This is a genomic window from Pseudomonas sp. CNPSo 3701 (assembly GCF_028674975.1).
Classification (GTDB): Bacteria; Pseudomonadota; Gammaproteobacteria; order Pseudomonadales; family Pseudomonadaceae; genus Aquipseudomonas; species Aquipseudomonas straminea.
Window position 1 is genome coordinate 54,117 of the sequence record NZ_JAQZSI010000006.1, and the last position, 17,723, is coordinate 71,839.

The 17,723-nt window shown below is 60.0% G+C and carries 17 protein-coding genes and 3 tRNA genes; 9 read left to right on the forward strand and 11 right to left on the reverse strand.

Translation table 11 applies throughout. The annotated features are described in order from the left end of the window. Positions 1–325 precede the first annotated feature (325 nt). The 9 genes from PVA39_RS18170 (at position 326) to PVA39_RS18210 (ending at position 8,424) form a co-directional block, all read left to right on the forward strand. Positions 326–691, forward strand: coding sequence for a hypothetical protein (locus PVA39_RS18170; RefSeq protein ID WP_274125226.1), 366 nt, complete (start codon positions 326–328; stop codon positions 689–691). Between the two features lie 283 nt (positions 692–974). Then, positions 975–1,277: a hypothetical protein gene (locus PVA39_RS18175; RefSeq protein ID WP_274125227.1), complete on the forward strand. Its 303-nt coding sequence runs from the start codon at positions 975–977 to the stop codon at positions 1,275–1,277. A 20-nt stretch (positions 1,278–1,297) separates the two neighbouring features. After that, positions 1,298–2,737, forward strand: coding sequence for a hypothetical protein (locus PVA39_RS18180; RefSeq protein WP_274125228.1), 1,440 nt, complete (start codon positions 1,298–1,300; stop codon positions 2,735–2,737). Then, positions 2,737–3,117 carry a hypothetical protein gene (locus tag PVA39_RS18185; RefSeq protein WP_093505210.1) on the forward strand — a complete coding sequence of 127 codons (381 nt, stop codon included), beginning with the start codon at positions 2,737–2,739 and terminating at the stop codon, positions 3,115–3,117. Before PVA39_RS18180 ends, PVA39_RS18185 begins: the two co-directional genes overlap by 1 nt. Before the next feature lie 9 nt (positions 3,118–3,126). Next, positions 3,127–4,224: a zonular occludens toxin domain-containing protein gene (locus tag PVA39_RS18190; protein WP_274125229.1), complete on the forward strand. Its 1,098-nt coding sequence runs from the start codon at positions 3,127–3,129 to the stop codon at positions 4,222–4,224. Positions 4,225–4,230: 6 nt separating this feature from the next. After that, the gene (locus PVA39_RS18195) at positions 4,231–5,574 is read left to right on the forward strand and encodes a type II secretion system protein GspD (RefSeq protein ID WP_274125230.1); all 1,344 of its coding nucleotides are present in this window, start codon (positions 4,231–4,233) and stop codon (positions 5,572–5,574) included. Between the two features lie 63 nt (positions 5,575–5,637). Next, entirely contained in the window at positions 5,638–6,921 is a 1,284-nt protein-coding gene (locus PVA39_RS18200) for a hypothetical protein (RefSeq protein ID WP_274125231.1), read from the forward strand. Continuing rightward, the gene (locus tag PVA39_RS18205; RefSeq protein ID WP_274125232.1) at positions 6,918–7,928 is read left to right on the forward strand and encodes a phage integrase; all 1,011 of its coding nucleotides are present in this window, start codon (positions 6,918–6,920) and stop codon (positions 7,926–7,928) included. Before PVA39_RS18200 ends, PVA39_RS18205 begins: the two co-directional genes overlap by 4 nt. A gap of 55 nt (positions 7,929–7,983) precedes the next feature. Then, positions 7,984–8,424, forward strand: coding sequence for a hypothetical protein (locus tag PVA39_RS18210; RefSeq protein WP_274125233.1), 441 nt, complete (start codon positions 7,984–7,986; stop codon positions 8,422–8,424). A gap of 63 nt (positions 8,425–8,487) precedes the next feature. On the opposite strand, the gene PVA39_RS18215 is transcribed toward PVA39_RS18210, so the two are convergent. From PVA39_RS18215 to PVA39_RS18265, 11 genes are all read right to left on the reverse strand, one after another. Beyond that, positions 8,488–8,564: transfer RNA gene (locus PVA39_RS18215), tRNA-Met, on the reverse strand. Between the two features lie 116 nt (positions 8,565–8,680). Continuing rightward, positions 8,681–10,393, reverse strand: a complete 1,713-nt coding sequence (locus PVA39_RS18220) for a sensor domain-containing diguanylate cyclase (RefSeq protein WP_274125234.1) — start codon at positions 10,391–10,393, stop codon at positions 8,681–8,683. 166 nt (positions 10,394–10,559) lie between these two features. Next, entirely contained in the window at positions 10,560–11,660 is a 1,101-nt protein-coding gene (gene ychF, locus PVA39_RS18225; RefSeq protein WP_274125235.1) for a redox-regulated ATPase YchF, read from the reverse strand. Positions 11,661–11,694: 34 nt separating this feature from the next. After that, positions 11,695–12,285 carry an aminoacyl-tRNA hydrolase gene (gene pth, locus PVA39_RS18230; protein WP_274125236.1) on the reverse strand — a complete coding sequence of 197 codons (591 nt, stop codon included), beginning with the start codon at positions 12,283–12,285 and terminating at the stop codon, positions 11,695–11,697. A gap of 39 nt (positions 12,286–12,324) precedes the next feature. Next, the gene (locus PVA39_RS18235; RefSeq protein WP_075931824.1) at positions 12,325–12,951 is read right to left on the reverse strand and encodes a 50S ribosomal protein L25/general stress protein Ctc; all 627 of its coding nucleotides are present in this window, start codon (positions 12,949–12,951) and stop codon (positions 12,325–12,327) included. Between the two features lie 112 nt (positions 12,952–13,063). Continuing rightward, positions 13,064–14,005: a ribose-phosphate pyrophosphokinase gene (locus tag PVA39_RS18240; RefSeq protein ID WP_027906044.1), complete on the reverse strand. Its 942-nt coding sequence runs from the start codon at positions 14,003–14,005 to the stop codon at positions 13,064–13,066. A gap of 44 nt (positions 14,006–14,049) precedes the next feature. Beyond that, a tRNA-Gln gene (locus tag PVA39_RS18245) sits at positions 14,050–14,124 on the reverse strand. A gap of 59 nt (positions 14,125–14,183) precedes the next feature. After that, positions 14,184–14,258: transfer RNA gene (locus tag PVA39_RS18250), tRNA-Gln, on the reverse strand. Positions 14,259–14,283: 25 nt separating this feature from the next. Next, on the reverse strand, positions 14,284–15,159 hold the full coding sequence (gene ispE / locus PVA39_RS18255) for a 4-(cytidine 5'-diphospho)-2-C-methyl-D-erythritol kinase (protein ID WP_274125237.1): 876 nt from the start codon (positions 15,157–15,159) through the stop codon (positions 14,284–14,286). Positions 15,160–15,349: 190 nt separating this feature from the next. Continuing rightward, complete coding sequence (gene lolB, locus PVA39_RS18260) at positions 15,350–15,970, reverse strand: lipoprotein insertase outer membrane protein LolB (RefSeq protein WP_274125238.1); 621 nt, start codon at positions 15,968–15,970, stop codon at positions 15,350–15,352. Beyond that, positions 15,970–17,700, reverse strand: a complete 1,731-nt coding sequence (locus PVA39_RS18265) for a tetratricopeptide repeat protein (RefSeq protein WP_274125239.1) — start codon at positions 17,698–17,700, stop codon at positions 15,970–15,972. The genes lolB and PVA39_RS18265 overlap by 1 nt, the downstream gene beginning before the upstream one ends. Positions 17,701–17,723 lie beyond the last annotated feature (23 nt).

Consider the following 17,723-nt stretch of genomic DNA (forward strand, 5'->3'; position numbering starts at 1 on the left):
TCACCGCGTGCACCGCCAGTCGCGGGCGACGGTGGCGAAATGGGATGACAAGGGCAAGGCCCTTGGTGTTGATAGGTTGAAGTAATAACAGGGAGTTTGAAGTATTCGTTAAACCCACATTAATCCGCACTGTTTCACAGCAATATGATATTTGCCTATCCACGGAATTATCACTAGCAAGTCGCGTATAAATACACCCGTAAACCCTTAGCAAGTCGAGTTCTCCGGTAACTATAGCGAAATATCCCGCTTTAGTTGCGCGGCATCGTTCGGCCTGCAAAAGACTAGATCGCGCAATAACGCGCAACTTAAAGAGGAAATACCAATGGCACGTTCGACTATGGAAGTTGCATTCCTGAGCACTCAGAAACTCGCATTCAGCCAAAACGGCAATGACGTGAAAATCGTGAAAGTGTTCTACGGCGATGAGCCGGACGGCGAAACTGAGAACGGCCTGTCCATCGTCAGCATGGATGTTCCTCTGGAAGTGGCCGACGAAGTATTCGCGGCCGGGGCGAAGTTCGACCCGCTCGAAAAAGTCCGCATCACCTTCGAAGTGGCCCGCGCTGGTAAGCAGAAGGGCAACAACCGCTGCCTGCACATCGAGTCCGTCGATTCCAAAGCCCGCGCTACTGCCAGCCCGGCACCTGCTTCCAACACCGGTAAGCCTGCCGACCCGGCCAAAGCCTAACCCTGACCGCCTGGAGCTCACCGCATGGGAATCGACGCCTATCTGGCCAACGTCACCCTCGGTGATCTCTGGGCCCTGCAGTTCATTCAAGGCGTGGTGATGATCGCCGCCCTTGGCCTAATCCACGGGCACCAGAGGTAACGGTTTATGGCTTTCACCTGGGGGCAGTACCTCGTTATCGCTGGGCTCTTTGTGGGTGCTCTCGGGATTGGCGTGTCCTGGGGGGCCTTCCGGCTGGGCTGGAAGGAAATCGTCGACGCTTCAACCAACTGAGGAAAGACCTATGTTCAATCGCATCAAACAGGCCGTCATGCGTGACGGCAACCAAGTGGAGAGCGGTGCCAGTGTCGGTAAAGCACTGGGCGGCAAATCGCTCGCTCTGATCACTGCCGGCGCGGCCTCGCTGACTGCCGGTTCCGCCAATGCAGCAATCACCGTCCCGCCTGAGCTGCTCGAAGTCTTCACCGATCTGGCACTCGCGTTCGGCACCCTGATGGCTGCCGGTGCCGTGCTGTTCGGCGTCATCCGTGGTGGTGTGGCCCTGTTCAAGATCGCCGGTCGCGTGTTCAGCGCTGCGGGCGCCTAAACAGGGTTGGGGGTCGAACGATGCGTACGGCTTTCGGCCTCCGCCTGCTACTTGCTCTCACCCTTATGGGGTGGGGGCAGTTTGGTTTTGCTGAGGATTATTATTGGCAATCCCACTACAACAGCGCGTTAAGCCCTCGTTTTGCTTCCCCGTCTGCCGCCTGTAGCTGGGTTAAAAACCAAGCGAAATCCATTACCTCGATATCTGCCTCTGTAAGAACGTCGACTACTGGTGTCTGTGTTTATTACTTCAACGCCGGTTCAGCTGATCAGCCAGATATCAAAGGACCAGTCGAGGATATTCTGATCACTCGCGGCGGCACCGAATGCCCCACGGGCAAGACTTTCAACCCTAATAACGGCCAGTGCGAAGAACCGCCAAAGAACTGTGAGCCGCTTACCGGTCAACGCTTCAGCTTCTTTGCCAACGTCCCTAACGGTGGTTCCAGTCTGCCCGGTGAATACATCTGCCAAGAAGGCTGCCGAGCTGCGTGGTCTGGCGAGTGCGGCACCAATGATCAAGGCATCTCTGCCTGCTGGGGGCTCGCCACCTATAACGGCCAGGTTTGCCAGAGCGGCGACACGCCGTCCGGTCTCGGTAACCCACCGACTGACCCAACCGATCCGACCACACCGCCAACCGATCCCACTGACCCGACCGAGCCTACAGATCCTACCGATCCGCCTCCGGTCTGCGGTCCTGGTTACAGCTGGTCAGGCACTACCTGCGTAAAAGATCCGCCCAAGCAGTGCGACCCATCTACGGGCGAAGTCTGCCCGCCAACCGATCCGACTGATCCAACAGACCCCACCGATCCGACCGATCCAAATAACCCCGGCGACGACGGCAACGGGCCTGGGGACGGCGACGGTGAGCCCGGCACGCCCGGTGGTGATGGTGACGGCGACCAAGAAAAACTCGGCCCGAAAATCGACAAGACCAACAGCCTGCTTGATGGCATCAGCAAGGCCCTGGGCAACCTGGGCGATGCCTTCAAAGAGTTTGCCGAGGATGCCCTGGGCGAGAAGTACGACGGCGAAGGTGAGGGCGATGAAAAGAGCATCGGTGATGCCGCTGCAGGTCTGGCTGGCAATTTCGCCGGTGCCTTCGGCCAGGGCATGACGGACACGCTCGCGGCTCAGGAAGCCTCTGATATTGCCACCCTGGCGGACATCTCCAACATCGTTAACAACGAGTGGTTTAGCCCCGGCACCGCTGCCTATAAGGCCATCTACATCATCGATGGCGTGTTGCCTCGCAGCACCTCGTGCTCGCCCTTCGACGTGAAGATCGATGCCGGAAAGCTGCACACCAACCTGCGCCTGGATGCCTGCGAGCTGAGCCGTATCAAGCCATTGCTCGAGTGGATTATCTGGATGCTGACCCTTATCGGGGTATGGCGCATCGCCTATGCCGGTCTGCGGCTGGAAAACGCTAAAGCTGAGAAAGGAGGCTTCTGATGTTCGGGCTTCGCTGGATTACCGGTTGGCTGGGCAAGTTCTTCCCCAATCTGTTCAAGCGCCTCAATGGCTGGCTCCTGGCCTTTATCACGCCGCTGATCGCGCCGTTTTTCGAGTTCATCACCAAGTTCTTTCGCAAGGTCGTCTTGTTCCTCGCGATTATCGCCGCCATCGGCGTTCTGCTGATGGCCTTCGCCGCCGCTATCAACGGCATTGCCGGTGGGCTGGTAAACGCCATGGCGCCCGACCTGATCAGTTTCGGGCGCATGTTTCTGCCTTCCAACCTCAGCGCGGGCATCACCATTTTGCTGTTCGCCCGGCTGCAGTCGCTGATTTTCATGTGGGCACACCGCCTCACCGAAAAGTTTATCCACACCTGAGGATCGCCCATGGCCGTCTATATCGTTACCGGCAAGCTGGGTGCTGGCAAAACCCTGCTGTGCATTCTCAAGATTCTGGAGTACCTCAAGGCCCGCCGCCGTGTGGCGGTCAACGTCGATGTGAAGATGGACAAGCTGTGCCGGGCCGATAACAAGTACTCGCGCCTTGTCCGCCTGCCTGACCTGCCATCGGCTGAAGATCTGGTCGGCCTGGGCTTCGGCCATGAAACCTACGACGAAGAGAAATTCGGCGGGATCTTCCTCGACGAAGCCGGCGTGTGGCTCAACTCCCGCGACTGGAACTCGGGTGGCCGTACCGACCTGCTGAAGTTCTTCCTGTTCCTGCGTAAACGCCGCTGGGATCTGTGGTTGTGCGTGCAGAACGTCAACGTCATCGATAAGCAGATCCGCGAATCCATCGCCGAGCACGTGGTGTACATCAACCGCTGGGACAAGCTAAAGATTCCCTTCGTGTTCCGCCTGCCGCTGCGTGTTCTGAGCCTGGGTATGTGGAAAGGCAACCTACCGAAACTGCATCAGGCCATCGTGAAATACGGCGCCAAGTTCAACTCGCCCAAGGTGGAAGACTGGTTCTATCAGGGCAAAGAGTTCTACAGCTATTACGACACCACCCAGGAATACAACAAGGACTACGACAAAGGCTCGTACTCCATGCTTCCGCCCGGCTACTGGCGTCGCCGCCTTCCTGCATCACCTCGCGACCTGGGGTTTCTCATGCGCACCACCAAAATCTTCTTCCGCCGTACTCGGGTGGTGAACGCCTTTTTCCTGGGCGGCCTGATCACCCTGTTTGTCTCGCTCCCGGTGTTCGCCGCCATTGCCTGGATTCGCTACCCAAGCGCGTCGGTACAGGCACAGGCCGCTGAGCCTGAGCAGAAGAAAACGACGCTTGAAGACGAATTCGCCGGCCTTCGCATCGCCTCCTATGGGCTTATGTCCGGGCAGGCCCGCTACGTGTTCGTGGATCCAGACGGCAAGCGCATCCGCTCAGAGGATCTGCTCTCCCGCGCTATCACCATCGATCCACGGGGGTCGCGAGAAGTGCGGTTGCTGCGTGGCACTGACTCTCTCACCGTCTACAGGTAATCGGCCATGAAACGTTGGTTTTCTCTGGCACTGCTGCCACTTGCCCTCACTTCCACACTCGCCCGCGCTGCAGTGGAGAAGATCGAACTGTACGACTCCACTCTGCAGGATTTCGTCGAGTGGGCCGCCGTGATGCTGAATAAATCGGTGGTGGTGGGCTCCGATATCCGCTCCGCGCCTATCTCCATTTTTGCCACCTTCGATGGCCCTCAGGAACTGGAACAACTGCTGGAAAACGCCGTCCTGTCCTCGGGCTTTCACTACTCCAAAAGCCCCAACGCGATCCGCATCAGCGCGCAGCCGATTCAGGAATCGCCCGTCCTGGTCACTGAGGTGATTCAGCTGCAGCACCTGCAATCCGACTTTGCCGAACAGTCCGTCCGCGATGTGCTGGCCTCCCGCGCCGACCGCACCAACGAGGCAGCCAAAACCGGCCAGGTACTCGTCACGCCGTCGCCTACCTCGAACGCGCTGATCGTCACCGCCACGCGCCCCCAGCTCGACGCCATCAAAGAGGTGGTAAGCGAAATCGACCGACCGCGGCGCCAAGTTCAAATCACCGCGGTGGTGGCTGAACTCTCCGACAACGACTTCGAGGCGCTGGGCCTGAATGCCGCTGCAGGCTCTAACCGTCTCGATCTGTCGGGCCGCACCATCCGGTCTTCTGATCGCTCCGACCTGGGCTTTAGCCTCACGTTCTCCGGGCCCACCATCTCGGCCTTCCTGCAGGCGGTGCGCTCCAGCTCCAGCAGCAACCTGTTATCAACGCCACAACTGCTAACCCTCAACCGAGAGTCAGCATCCATCGTCGTCGGCCAGAACGTCCCATTCATCACCGGCCAGACCACCAGCGGCTCCACACCGGCATCAGATCCGTTTCAAACCATCGTGCGCCAGGATGTGGGCCTTACCCTGCAGGTGACCCCGTTCATTACGCCTTCCGACGCTATAGAACTGAAGGTCAGCCAGTCTGCCTCGACTGTTTCTGACGACAACACAGCCGCCGACATCATCACCAACACGCGCCGAATCCTTACCAATGTTCAGCTCAAGGATGGCCAGGGGGTGCTCCTGGGTGGGCTGCGATCCACGCAAACCGATCGCTCGACCAGCTCGGTGCCCATCCTCGGCGATATCCCCTATCTGGGGCGCGCCTTCCGCTACGAATCCAACCGCGTACGCACCACCAATCTCGTGGTGCTCATAACCGCCCGTATCCAGGCCCTGAACCACAACGAGCTGATGCCGGCTGATGCGGGGCCGTGGATGGATCTTTCGTTCGGCGCGTTGCCCGGCGGTGGTTTGGGCGCAGCCCGTGACACCGCCGGGCGCGCGACGGGCGCCCGGTGACGTCCCTGTAACACGTCAGATAAACGTACGTAGATAACCAGACAAAACCAGAGTGATACACAAATGAGCAGAGCAAAGGATTTCACCCGGCTTGATATCGAAACGGGTCTGGTCAGCGACACAAGCCGGCTTTTCGTTGATCCCGGCTGTTCGGGTTTCGTTGACCTGTCGGGTGTGCGCCTTCTGCGCTGTGGCGTCGATACCGTGCGCCAGTTGTACCGGGGGCTTATCCGTCCCGACATTATGTGCCTGTTTGAGAAGCCCGGCACCATGGTCGAATTCGCCGGCCAGATCTGGCACTCGGGCCGTGTCAGCAAGGACTCTGGTTACCAGTACAAGCTCCAGAACGCTGACCTGGGCATCATCCTGCTGGTGAAGAACTTCAACGCCAAGATCGACGCCATCGGCGCCCACCTGAAAATCGAAGTCTCGCCCCATGCCATCGACGCGCTGTCGCCTGAGCGCTTGCAAGACCGCATGAACTATTACGCCTCGGCTGTCCTAACCCATCGCGAAATCAACCAATGCGCCGTCCATCTCGCACTAGACCTGCAAGGCTGGAAACCGCCTTTGGATCTGGTGGCCCGTATGCACTGCCGTGCACGTACCCAACGCGATATTTCCGGCATCAATGAAATCAACTGGACTACCAAATCCAGCACCTATGGTCGCGGCGAAACCTTCATGTTCGGCTCTGCCAGTGGTGTGCAACTGGCGATCTACAACAAGACCGAGCAAGCCCGGGCAACCGACAAGCTCGACTACTGGGAAAGCGTCTGGAAGCGCCGCGACAGCTTCGACCCGCAAGATCCGGACAACTATGACCCTGAGTCCGATGTATGGCGTGTAGAGCTGCGTTATCACCACTCGGTCATCCAGCAGTTCGCCAGCGGCTCAATCGACCTCAAGTCCGGCGCCCTGATCGACACCAGCTCCTTTGCCGCCTTCGCGGGGCATCTTGACGGCCTGTGGCGCTATGGCCTGCGTCAATTCAAGCTGCTCTGCCGCCCTGGCTATTTTGAGCCCATCTGGACGCTGATCCGTGAAGGCGTGCGCGTCGATCTGCCGGTGGACTCCCTGCTCGATGACACCGAATACAAGCGCTACTACAAGACCTCGCGTGGCTTCTCCGGCAAGAACGTGGAGCTGTTCTTGGGAAACTTCGTAAGCCTGCTGGCAAGGGAGAAGGTGGGCGCAAAAAAGGCGTTTAAGACCCTGCAGCAATGGGACTGCTGGCCGGTCATTCGCGATCACTATGCCGCCAAGGACATGACTCAGGACGATCTCTATAAACACATCAAGGATCTGCTGCAGGAACGTCACGTGCGGTGGGGTAGGGCGGTATGACGGCACGTAAAGACGGTGCCACTTGGACGGCTGATTTCTATGAGAATGGCCGGGCAGGGCGCCGCATTCGCAAGAAGGGCTTCAAGACCAAAACTGCAGCCCAGCGCTATGAGTCGGATTACTTCGCCTCACTGCAGGACACTGGCAGGCCAATTGATGATCGCCTATCCGATTTGGTGACCCTATGGCACTCACTGCACGGCAGCAGTCTCAAGGACGTGAAGGGCCGACTGTCTCGCACCCTGGCTGTCGTCGAACGCCTCGGTAACCCTCTGGCCTCTCAGTTCGATGCACTCGCCTGGGCTCGTTATCGGCAGTCTCGTCTCAAGGACGTCTCGCCCCACACGGTCAACCATGAGCAGCGCTATCTATCGGCGGTTTTCTCTGAGCTGATCCGCCTCGGCGCATGGCACGGCGTCAACCCGCTGGCCAAGATCCGTCAGATCAAGACCGATCAGACCGAGCTCACGTTTCTGACCCTGGATCAGGTCGGCCTGCTGCTCGATGAGTGCCGCAAGTCGTCCAACAACCATACCTACCCCGTCGCCCTAATCTGCTTGGCCACTGGCGCACGCTGGGATGAAGCCGAAAGCCTGAGTCGCGCTAGCCTGTTTGGTGGTAAGGCGCACTTTCACCGGACAAAGAACCGAAAGTCCCGGTCGGTGCCGATCCCCAAGGAGGTTGAGGAAGCTGCGCTATCGGTTGCTATGCCAGGATCTGGCCGGCTGTTCATGCCCTGCAGGGCCGCTTTCCGTAGTGCGTATCAGCGTTGCGGATTCCATACGCCGGGACAGCTAACCCATATCCTGCGGCACACGTTCGCCAGTCATTACATGATGGGGGGAGGGGATATTCTCAGTCTGCAACGCATCCTGGGGCATTCGTCCATTGCGATGACCATGCGCTATGCGCACCTGTCGCCTGATCACCTGTCATCCGCTTTAAAGCTCTCCCCGCTAAGCCAGAGCGGCCATCTTCCTACCTCGACGCGGTGTCTAATTGTCTAGCGCGTTCACCAATCGCCATAATGGTGGTTCTAAAGGATCAGCATTAAGGCGTTTTATGGAAAGCAGGATTCCCGTTCCAACTGACAACCTCTTTAAGTTTTATGCGCTTTTTGGACTCTTACTTTTTGTGTTCGCTTGCGGCGCACTTATATACGTCAATCAAACTACAAACACGTTGATGTTTGAGTCCGTCGTCGAGCTTGAGAGGCTCAAAGAGCAAGAGAACCCTAGCCCATCTGTCGTTGCTAAGATTTCTGCGTTAGAGCGAATGATGGACGTTGGTCGTGAAAATAAGCGGTTCTATGTCAGCTCTACAGGTTTCTTAGCTGGCATCGGTTTTTGGCTTGCTGTGTACGGTTTCGCTCGATGGCATCGCAAGCTTCAACCACTCATCGATGAGTCACAGAGGGTTCAGCTTGAGATCGCAAAGCTTCAGTTGGCGAAGCTACAGCTTGAAGTCGATGAGCTGAAAGGGAAGCGAGTGGACACGCCGTAGTCACTTTGTAGTCACTGGCGCAAACAAAAAAGGGCTTACCTTTCGGTAAACCCTTGTTTTGTTTGGTGGCTACGCAGGGACTTGAACCCCGGACCCCAGCATTATGAATGCTATGCTCTAACCAGCTGAGCTACGTAGCCGAGTGGCGCGCATTTTCCTTGTCTGTCGGGGGGGTGTCAAGCCCTGGTGCAGAATAAATTTACGAACTTTCAACTGCTTAGGCGTCTGGCCTGGTTTTTCTCCTGCCGCGGCTCACTCAATCGATCTCCACGCGATTGCGTCCGTTCTGCTTGGCGCGGTAGAGCGCCTTGTCGGCGCGGCCGAGGGCGTTGTCCGGGGTAGCATCCTGAGGGCTCAGTTGGGTGAGGCCAATACTGAGGGTCAGGTGGATTTCCTCACCGTCGACGCGCAGCGGCTGGCAGGTCATGGCGTGCTGTACGCGACAGGCGAAGTCGCGTGCCGGAAAGCTGTCGGCGCCGCTTAGCAGTACAGCGAACTCCTCACCGCCGATGCGCCCGGCCAGGTCACTGGTTCGTAGCTGCGCACGCAGGATGTCGCTGAAATGGCGCAGGGCGCGGTCGCCGATGCCGTGCCCCCAGCGGTCGTTGATCAGTTTGAAGTGGTCCAGGTCGCACATCAGCAAGCTCGAGGTACTGATGTCGCGGCGCTGAATGCGTGCTTGTTCGGTTTCCAGATAGTTCATGAACACGCGGCGGTTGGCGAGTTGGGTGAGGGCGTCCATGGAGGCGAACTCGTGCAGTTCGCGCTCGAAGCGTTTGCGCTCGGTGATGTCGGTGACCATGCCATGCCAAACGACGCTGCCATCCGCTCTACGCTGTGGTCGTGCTTCGCCCAGGTGCCAGCGCAGGCCTTGCACAGGTAGTTGCACGCGGTATTCGATGTGCCAGATGCAGACCTCACGCAGGGCTTGTGCGCGAGATTGATTGAATATCTCCAGGTCGTCCGGATGCAGGCAGCTATCGAGCAGTGTCGGGTTCTGCAGCATCTGTTCCTGGGTCACTTCGAACAGGTCGCGAACGCCAGCGCTGAGATAAGTGAAGTGGCCACTACCATCCACCTGGCTACAGAACTGAAAGACCACACCTGGCACTTGGTCGGTCAGTTGGGTGATCAGCTCGACGTTCTGTTGCAGACGCTCGGACAGTGAACGCAGTGTGCTGATATCGGTGGTGATACCAAGCATGCGCACGGGGTTTCCGCTTGCGTCCCGGCTGACCACCTTGCCGCGGCTGCATACCCATTTGTAACTGCCATCTCGGCAGCGCAGGCGATGCTCAACCTGATATTGCTCGGTCTGGCCGCTGATGTGGGACTGTATCGTCTGCTTCACCTGTTCGAGTTCGTCGGGGTGAACGCGCGTGTAGGCATCCTCGATACGGTTGCTCACTTCACTGGCTGTATAGCCAAGCATGGATTTCCAGGCGGCAGAGTAGTGGATCCTGCCAGTGCTCAGGTCGCGATCCCATACCCCGGTGCCGCTGCCTTGGATGGCCAATGCCAGCAGCGTTTCCTCGGCCTTGGCATGAGCCAGGGTGAGTATCTGGGCGGCGCTGTCTGCGATGTCCTGCAGTGACAGGTGCAGGTCGGTATCAATGCTTCGTGGCGTTGTGTCAGCCGCATAAAGCACGCCCAGGCACTCGCCCGTATTAGTGTGCAACGGATACCCAGCAAAGCAGCTCAGGGGCTCGGGGCAGGCCGTCGTTTCCTGAATCAGCAGGGCGGACTGGCCAAGTCGAGTGCGTGCGATCAGCAGTAACAGGGCATCCTGAATACTGCCGGACTGCGGAGAGTCGAGCTTTATTGGCTCATTACCGCTGCCGATGGTAACAACGCCACAGAGACTAAAGCCGGAACAGCGCTTGGCAAGGCGCAGCAGCGCATCTAGGCGCGCTGGCGCAGTGCTGGCGGGCGACAATCCAGGGGCAGAACACTCACGGTCGGGTTTCACGGTTCAGCGCCTGCAGGGAAGGGCAGGGCCAGTATACTGCTGCGCCGCACAAAGCATAGGCCAATACTGGCAAAAAGCCGTATCGCAGGTCGCCTTGTACAACTATCGAGCTGCAGAAACAACAAAGCCGCGTCTTTCACGCGGCTTTGTCGGTCACGGCGAGGGCTCAGACGTTGAAGCGGAAGTGCATTACGTCACCGTCCTTGACGATGTATTCCTTGCCTTCCAGGCGCCATTTGCCCGCTTCCTTGGCACCGGCTTCGCCCTTGTACTGGATGAAGTCGTCGTAGGCGATGACTTCGGCGCGGATGAAGCCTTTCTCGAAGTCGGTGTGAATGGCGGCAGCGGACTGCGGGGCGGTGGCGCCGACTTTGACGGTCCAGGCGCGAACTTCCTTCACGCCGGCGGTGAAGTAGGTCTGCAGGTTGAGCAGCGAGTAACCGGCGCGGATCACGCGGTTCAGGCCGGGCTCGGTCATGCCCATGGTTTCCAGGAACATCTGCATCTCTTCCAGATCGTCCAGTTCGGCGATCTCGGCTTCGATCTTGTTGCACACCGGTACGACGATGGCGCCTTCTTCCTCGGCGATGGTTTTCACCACGTCCAGGTGCGGGTTGTTCTCGAAGCCGTCTTCGGCAACGTTGGCGATGTACATCACCGGCTTGGTGGTCAGCAGGTGGAAGGTCTTGGCCAGGCGCTTCTCGTCGTCACCCAGGTTCTTGAGCAGGCTGCGCGCCGGCTTGCCTTCGGTGAAGTGCGGGATGAGCTTTTCCAGCAGCGCCTTCTGCGCCACGGCTTCCTTGTCGCCGCCCTTGGCGGTACGGGCGACGCGTTGCAGCTGCTTCTCGCAGCTGTCGAGGTCGGCCATGATCAGCTCGAGGTCGATGATCTCGATGTCACGCTTGGGGTCAACGCTGTTGGCGACGTGGATGACGTTCTCGTCTTCGAAGCAACGCACCACGTGGGCGATAGCGTCGGTCTCACGGATGTTGGCGAGAAACTTGTTGCCCAGGCCTTCACCTTTCGAGGCGCCGGCGACCAGGCCTGCGATGTCGACGAACTCCATGGTGGTGGGGATCACGCGCTCGGGCTTGACGATCTCGGCCAAGGCGTCGAGGCGCGGGTCGGGCATCGGCACGATGCCGCTGTTCGGCTCGATGGTGCAGAACGGGAAGTTCTCAGCGGCGATGCCGGACTTGGTGAGGGCATTGAACAGGGTGGACTTGCCGACGTTGGGCAGGCCGACGATGCCGCAATTGAATCCCATGGTGTATCCCTCGCGCCAATGGCGTTAGCTGAAATTAGAGAGTGGCTTTCTGGCTGTGCAGCTTGCGCTTCGCTACCGTCCAGTCACCGGCGAGTATTTCCGGGAGGACGCCCAAGGCGAAGTCGATGCTGGTATCCAGCAGTTCCTGTTCGCCCCGCGGCGCGCGGCCGAGGACGAAGTTGGAGACCATGCTGGCGTGCCCGGGGTGGCCGATGCCAAGCCGCAGGCGGTGGAAATTGTTCTGGTTGCCGAGCTGGGCAATGATGTCGCGCAGCCCGTTATGTCCGCCGTGCCCGCCACCCTGTTTGAGTTTGGCGACGCCGGGAGGCATGTCGAGTTCGTCGTGGGCCACCAGGATTTCTTCGGGCTTGAGCTTGAAGAAATTCGCCAACGCCGCTATGGACTGGCCGCTGCGGTTCATGAAGGTGGTGGGGATGAGCAGACGAACTTCGCGGCCCTGGTGATTGAACTTGCCCACCAGGCCAAAATACTTGCGATCAACGCTGAGATTGACGCGTTGGCTGTCCGCCAGGCGCTCAACGAAAAGGGCCCCTGCATTGTGCCGGGTCTGGTCGTATTCGGGGCCCGGGTTACCCAGGCCAACGATCAGTTGTACGGCAGTCATACAGGAGCCCTTTCTTGAAGCAGGCGTAGCGAGCCGGAATTACTCGGCGGTGCTTTCGCCTTCGCCTTCGGCTGCGTCTTCTGCACGAACGCGCGGCAGGTGAACGCTGGCAACCGGCAGATCGCTACCGTGGGCCAGAGCAACCAGCTCAACGCCTTTCGGCAGTTTGATGTCGGACAGGTGAACGGTCTGGTCCAGATCAACGTTGGCGAAGTCGACTTCGATGAACTCCGGCAGGTCTTTCGGCAGGCAGGAGACTTCAACTTCGTTCAGCGAGTGCAGAACTTCACCGCCTTTCTGCTTCACGCCAACGGAGGTAGCTTCGTTGATGAAGTGCAGCGGAACGTGTGCAGTCAGTTTCTGGCCGGCAACCACGCGGATGAAGTCAGCGTGCAGAACGAAGCCTTTGGCCGGGTGGCGCTGCAGTGCTTTGATCAGAACGTTTTCTTTCTTGCCGTCAACGGTCAGGTTCAGCACGTGGCTGAAGGCTGCTTCGTTTTCCAGCAGCTTGGCGAAATCCTTGGCAACCAGGCTGATGGACAGGGGAGCCTTGTCGCCACCGTAGATCACGGCAGGAACCAGGCTGGCGTTACGACGCAGGCGGCGGCTCGCACCTTTCCCCAGGTCGGAACGCGCTTCGGCATTCAGGGTAAATTCAGCAGTCATTTCACTTCTCCAGAATAACCAAACCGCCCGTTACGCTTGCGACCAGCGGCGGGGCGGTTCGGTGAAAGGCCTGGCCAGGTGGCCAGGCATGTTTCGTCAGGGGCGTTCCGGGTTAGCGGAACATCGCACTGATCGATTCTTCATTGCTGATGCGGCGTACCGCTTCAGCGACAACCGGCGCGATGTCCAGTTGACGAATACGCGAACAGGATTGCGCGGCGGCGGACAGCGGGATGGTGTTGGTCACCACCAGTTCGTCCAGTACCGAGTTCTCGATGTTCTCGATGGCACGACCCGACAGCACCGGGTGCGTGGCATAGGCGTACACCTTGGCAGCGCCGTGTTCCTTCAGAGCCTTGGCCGCGTGGCACAGGGTGCCGGCGGTGTCGACCATGTCGTCGACCAGGATGCAGGTACGACCTTCCACGTCACCGATGATGTGCATCACTTCGGAGTGGTTGGCCTTTTCACGACGCTTGTCGATGATCGCCAGATCGACGCCCAGGCTCTTGGCCACGGCGCGAGCACGCACCACACCGCCGATGTCCGGGGAAACGATCATGAGATTGTCGAAGCGTTGATCTTCGATGTCGTCGACCAGTACGGGCGAGCCGTAGATGTTGTCGACTGGAATATCGAAGAAACCTTGAATCTGATCCGCGTGCAGGTCGACGGTGAGAACCCGGTCGATGCCTACCACGGTGAGCATGTCGGCCACGACCTTGGCGCTGATTGCCACGCGAGCGGAGCGCGGGCGGCGATCCTGGCGGGCATAGCCGAAGTAGGGAATGACTGCAGTGATTCGAGTCGCTGAGGAGCGGCGGAAGGCGTCGGCCATCACCACCAGCTCCATCAGGTTGTCATTGGTTGGCGCGCACGTCGGCTGAATCAGGAAAACGTCCTTACCGCGGACGTTCTCGTTGATTTCGATCATGATTTCGCCGTCGGAGAATTTACCGACCGAGGCATCACCGAGGGGAATGTGCAGCTGACGAACGATACGTCGCGCCAGATCGGGGTTAGCGTTCCCCGTAAAGACCATCATCTTGGACACGCGCAGTACCTGCCGGCTGAGGGTAACCTGGATGAGTATAAAAATGGCAGGGGCGGCTGGATTCGAACCAACGCATGCCAGGATCAAAACCTGGTGCCTTACCGCTTGGCGACGCCCCTGTATCGTGTGTGACGCAATGCTGCTCAATTCGGTAGTACGAGCCACCCTTGGGTGGTTATGGCAGGGGCGGCTGGATTCGAACCAACGCATGCCAGGATCAAAACCTGGTGCCTTACCGCTTGGCGACGCCCCTGTAACGTATAACCGATGCTACGCATTCACTTCCTGGCCAGTTCTTGCAGCTTGCGGTGCAACATCGAAACGTTGGCACCCTGCGCAACAAAACTTGGCAGTGTGGCTGGAAGTTGGCGGGCGACTTTATCAGCATCGTCCCGGTTTGGGAAGCTCCCAAACACACAAGCTCCAGTGCCGGTCAATCTTGTCGGAACAAATTTGTTCAGCAAGATCAGCGCGTTACGAACAGCTGAGTAACGCTTCTCGACGACCGGCTGGCAGTCGTTACGACCACCCCCCTCAAGAAGGCTGCGAACTTTAATGGGCGGCGTATCGCGTGTCAACTCAGGGTCGGAGAAAACTTCTGCTGTACTGACAAGCACTTGCGGTACGGCGACGAGAAACCAGGGCTCGGGCAGCTCGACCGGTGTGAGTTTTTCGCCGACACCTTCAGCGAAGGCCGCGCGGCCGCGCACGAAGACCGGTACGTCGGCGCCCAAGCCGAGGCCCAGGGTGGCCAGGCGATCTTCTCCCCAGCCCAGTTGCCACAGGTGATCGAGGCCGAGCAGGGTGGTTGCCGCATCCGAGCTGCCACCGCCGATGCCGCCGCCCATGGGCAGGCGCTTGTTCAGCCAGATGTCCGCGCCCAGGCGGGTGCCGCTCTGCTGTTGTAATTGCCTGGCGGCGCGCACGATCAGGTTGCTGTCGTGGGGCACGCCGTCGATTTCGGTATGCAGGCGGATCACGCCGTCCTCGCGACTCCTGAAGCCCAGTTCGTCACCGTGATCGAGAAACTGAAACAGGGTCTGCAGCTCGTGATAGCCGTCGTCGCGGCGCCCGAGAATGTGCAGCATCAGGTTGAGCTTGGCCGGTGCCGGCAGGATCAGTTCGGCGTCAGCGGAAATGGCGTGGGTCGTCATTGGGCAATGGCTGGCAAGAGGGGATGAGTGAGTCGCGCAGGCTAGCGCAGCCGGTAGCCCGGGTCGAGCGCAGCGACGACCGGGATGATGATCCTGGGTATCGCTGCGCTCAACTGCAGGCTACGACGGGGGAATTACGAGCATAAAAAACGCGCGATGCGGAGGGGCATCGCGCGCGGGACTGGGGCGATTACTGGCCGAGGTGGCGCGGTTGCCAGTCCTTGATCACCAGGGTCACCTGAATATCGTGGCCTTCGAGGCGCAGGCGCTCGGGCAGCCAGTAGCCATCCTGTTCGGCGTAGCGGGTGTAGCTCACTTCCCAGCCATCCTGGCTGAGCTGCGCCAGGCGGCTGTCTGCGTCCAGGGTGATGCGGCTCTTGCTGTCCGGTGCTGGGAGGCCGCGAATCCACCATAGCAGGTGCGAGACGGGCAGGTTGAGGCCCAGTTGCTGTTGCAGCAGCTCTTCCGGGGACTCGGCCTGGTAACGACCCTGGTTGGCGACTTCCAGCTCGACCTTGCCGGGGCGACCAGTCAGGCGCGCTGCGCCGCGGCCGAGCGGGCCAGAGAGGCGGATATCGGCGTAATCCTGGCGTTGCAGCCAGAACAGTGTGCCGCTACCCGAGTCGCGTGGGGCACGGATGCCGACCTTGCCGTTGATCTGCCAGCCATCGAGGGTACCGATCTGTTGCTTGTGCGCCTGCCAGCGAGCCGGGTCGCCCAGGCCCTGTTCCACCGCCTCGCGCGTGGAAAGGCCAGAACAGCCGGCCAGCAGGGTAATCATGGCGAGTACGAGTAGGGGGCGAAGCGACATCAGGGGGTCTCCGATCCGGTCAGGCGCTGCACGGTGCTGCGCAGAATTTCACTCTCGGGTTGTTCCTTCAGGGCGTCGCGCCAGATCTTCCGCGCTTCGCGCTGTTTGCCCTGAGCCCACAAGGCTTCGCCCAGGTGGGCGGCGACTTCGTGATCCGGGAAACGCTCGAACGCCTGGCGCAGCCACTTCTCCGCGTCGGCCAGGTTGCCGAGGCGGTAGTTGGCCCAGCCGAGACTGTCGAGAATGGCCGGATCTTCCGGATTGAGGTCATGGGCTTTCTGGATCAGATCCAGGCCTTCCTGATGGCGATCGGTGCGGTCGACCAGGGTGTAACCCAGGGCGTTGAGGGCCATGGCGTTGTCTGGTTCGCGCTCCAGGATCAGGCGCAGGTCGCGCTCCAGCTGCTTCAGATCGCCACGCGGCTCGGCGAGCATGGCGCGGGTATAGAGCAGGTTGATGTCGCCCGGGTATTGCTTGAGCGCCTTCTGGATCAGGTCCCAGGCCTGGTCGGGCTTGTTCTGCTTGGACAGCGACTCGGCTTCGATCAGGTACAACTGCAGGGCGTACTCCGGATCGCTATCGCGGGCTTCGGCCAGGTGCTTGGACGCTTCTGCGCCGCGGCCGTTGGCGACCAGCAGATCGGTCATGCGCGCCTGGGCGGGCAGGTAATCGGTGCCAGTGCCGACCATCGAGTAGGCGAGCAAAGCTTCATCCACTTCGCCGAGGGCTTCGTGGGCACGGCCGAGGTTGTATTGCGCCGCGTCGACGTGGGCGTCGCGCTGGATCAGCTCTTCCAGATAGACGATGGCCTCGCGCCAGGCTTCGGCCTCCATGCAGACCAGGGCCAGGGAGAAGCGCAGGTCGTCGTCTTCCGGGAATTGCTGCAGCAGCGAAGAGAATTCGCCACGGGCTTCATCCATGCGGCCCAGCTCGACCAGCTGGCGGGCGTAGGTCAGGCGCAGGCGCTTGTCGCTCGGGTTGCGCTCCATGCCTTTCTTGAGCAGCGGCAGCGCTTCCTCGCCGCGACCCAGGCTCTGCAGCAGGCGCGCGCGCAGCAGCAGGGGGGCGGACTGGTCCTGTTTGGCTTCGCTGGTTTCCAGCAGCTTCAGGGCTTCTTCGGCACGGCCGTCCTGTTGCAGGAGCAGGGCTTTGCCGAACAGCAGCTGGCCGTCGTTCGGGTATTTCTTGAGCAGGCGGTCGAAGCTCTGCAAAAGACCTGCGCGGGTGTCCGGGTCGGTTTCCGCGGCGGCCAGGGCAAGGAAGTCGAAATGCGTGTTGCCCTGGCGCTGGCGTACGCGCTCCATGTAGTCCATGGCTTCGTCGTAGCGGCCGGCGCGGGCCAGTTGCACGGCGGCGGCGCGCTGGGCGTCCATATCGTCGGGCGCGTTTTTGGCCCAGACCAGTGCGGTATCCAGCGCTTCCTGGTCGGCGCCTAGGTATTCGGCGATGCGGAAGCCGCGCTCGGCGACGCCGGCATCCTGGGTCGCGTTGGCCTGCTGCACATAGTTGCTCAGAGCAATGTCGAAGCGGTTGCGCTGGCCGGCCAGTTCGGCGGTCAGCAGCGCCAGTAGGGTTTCCTGGCTGAACGAGCCGTAGTTGTCCGGCGCTTTGGCGGTGGCCTCGGTGCCCGGATCTTCCACGGGAACGTTGCCGTCCGGCGCGGACGGCGCAAAAGTCTGACAGCCACCCAGCAAGGCCAGGGCGGTGAACAACGCGATGGGTCTATTCATAAGAGGGGATGCGACTAACCTGC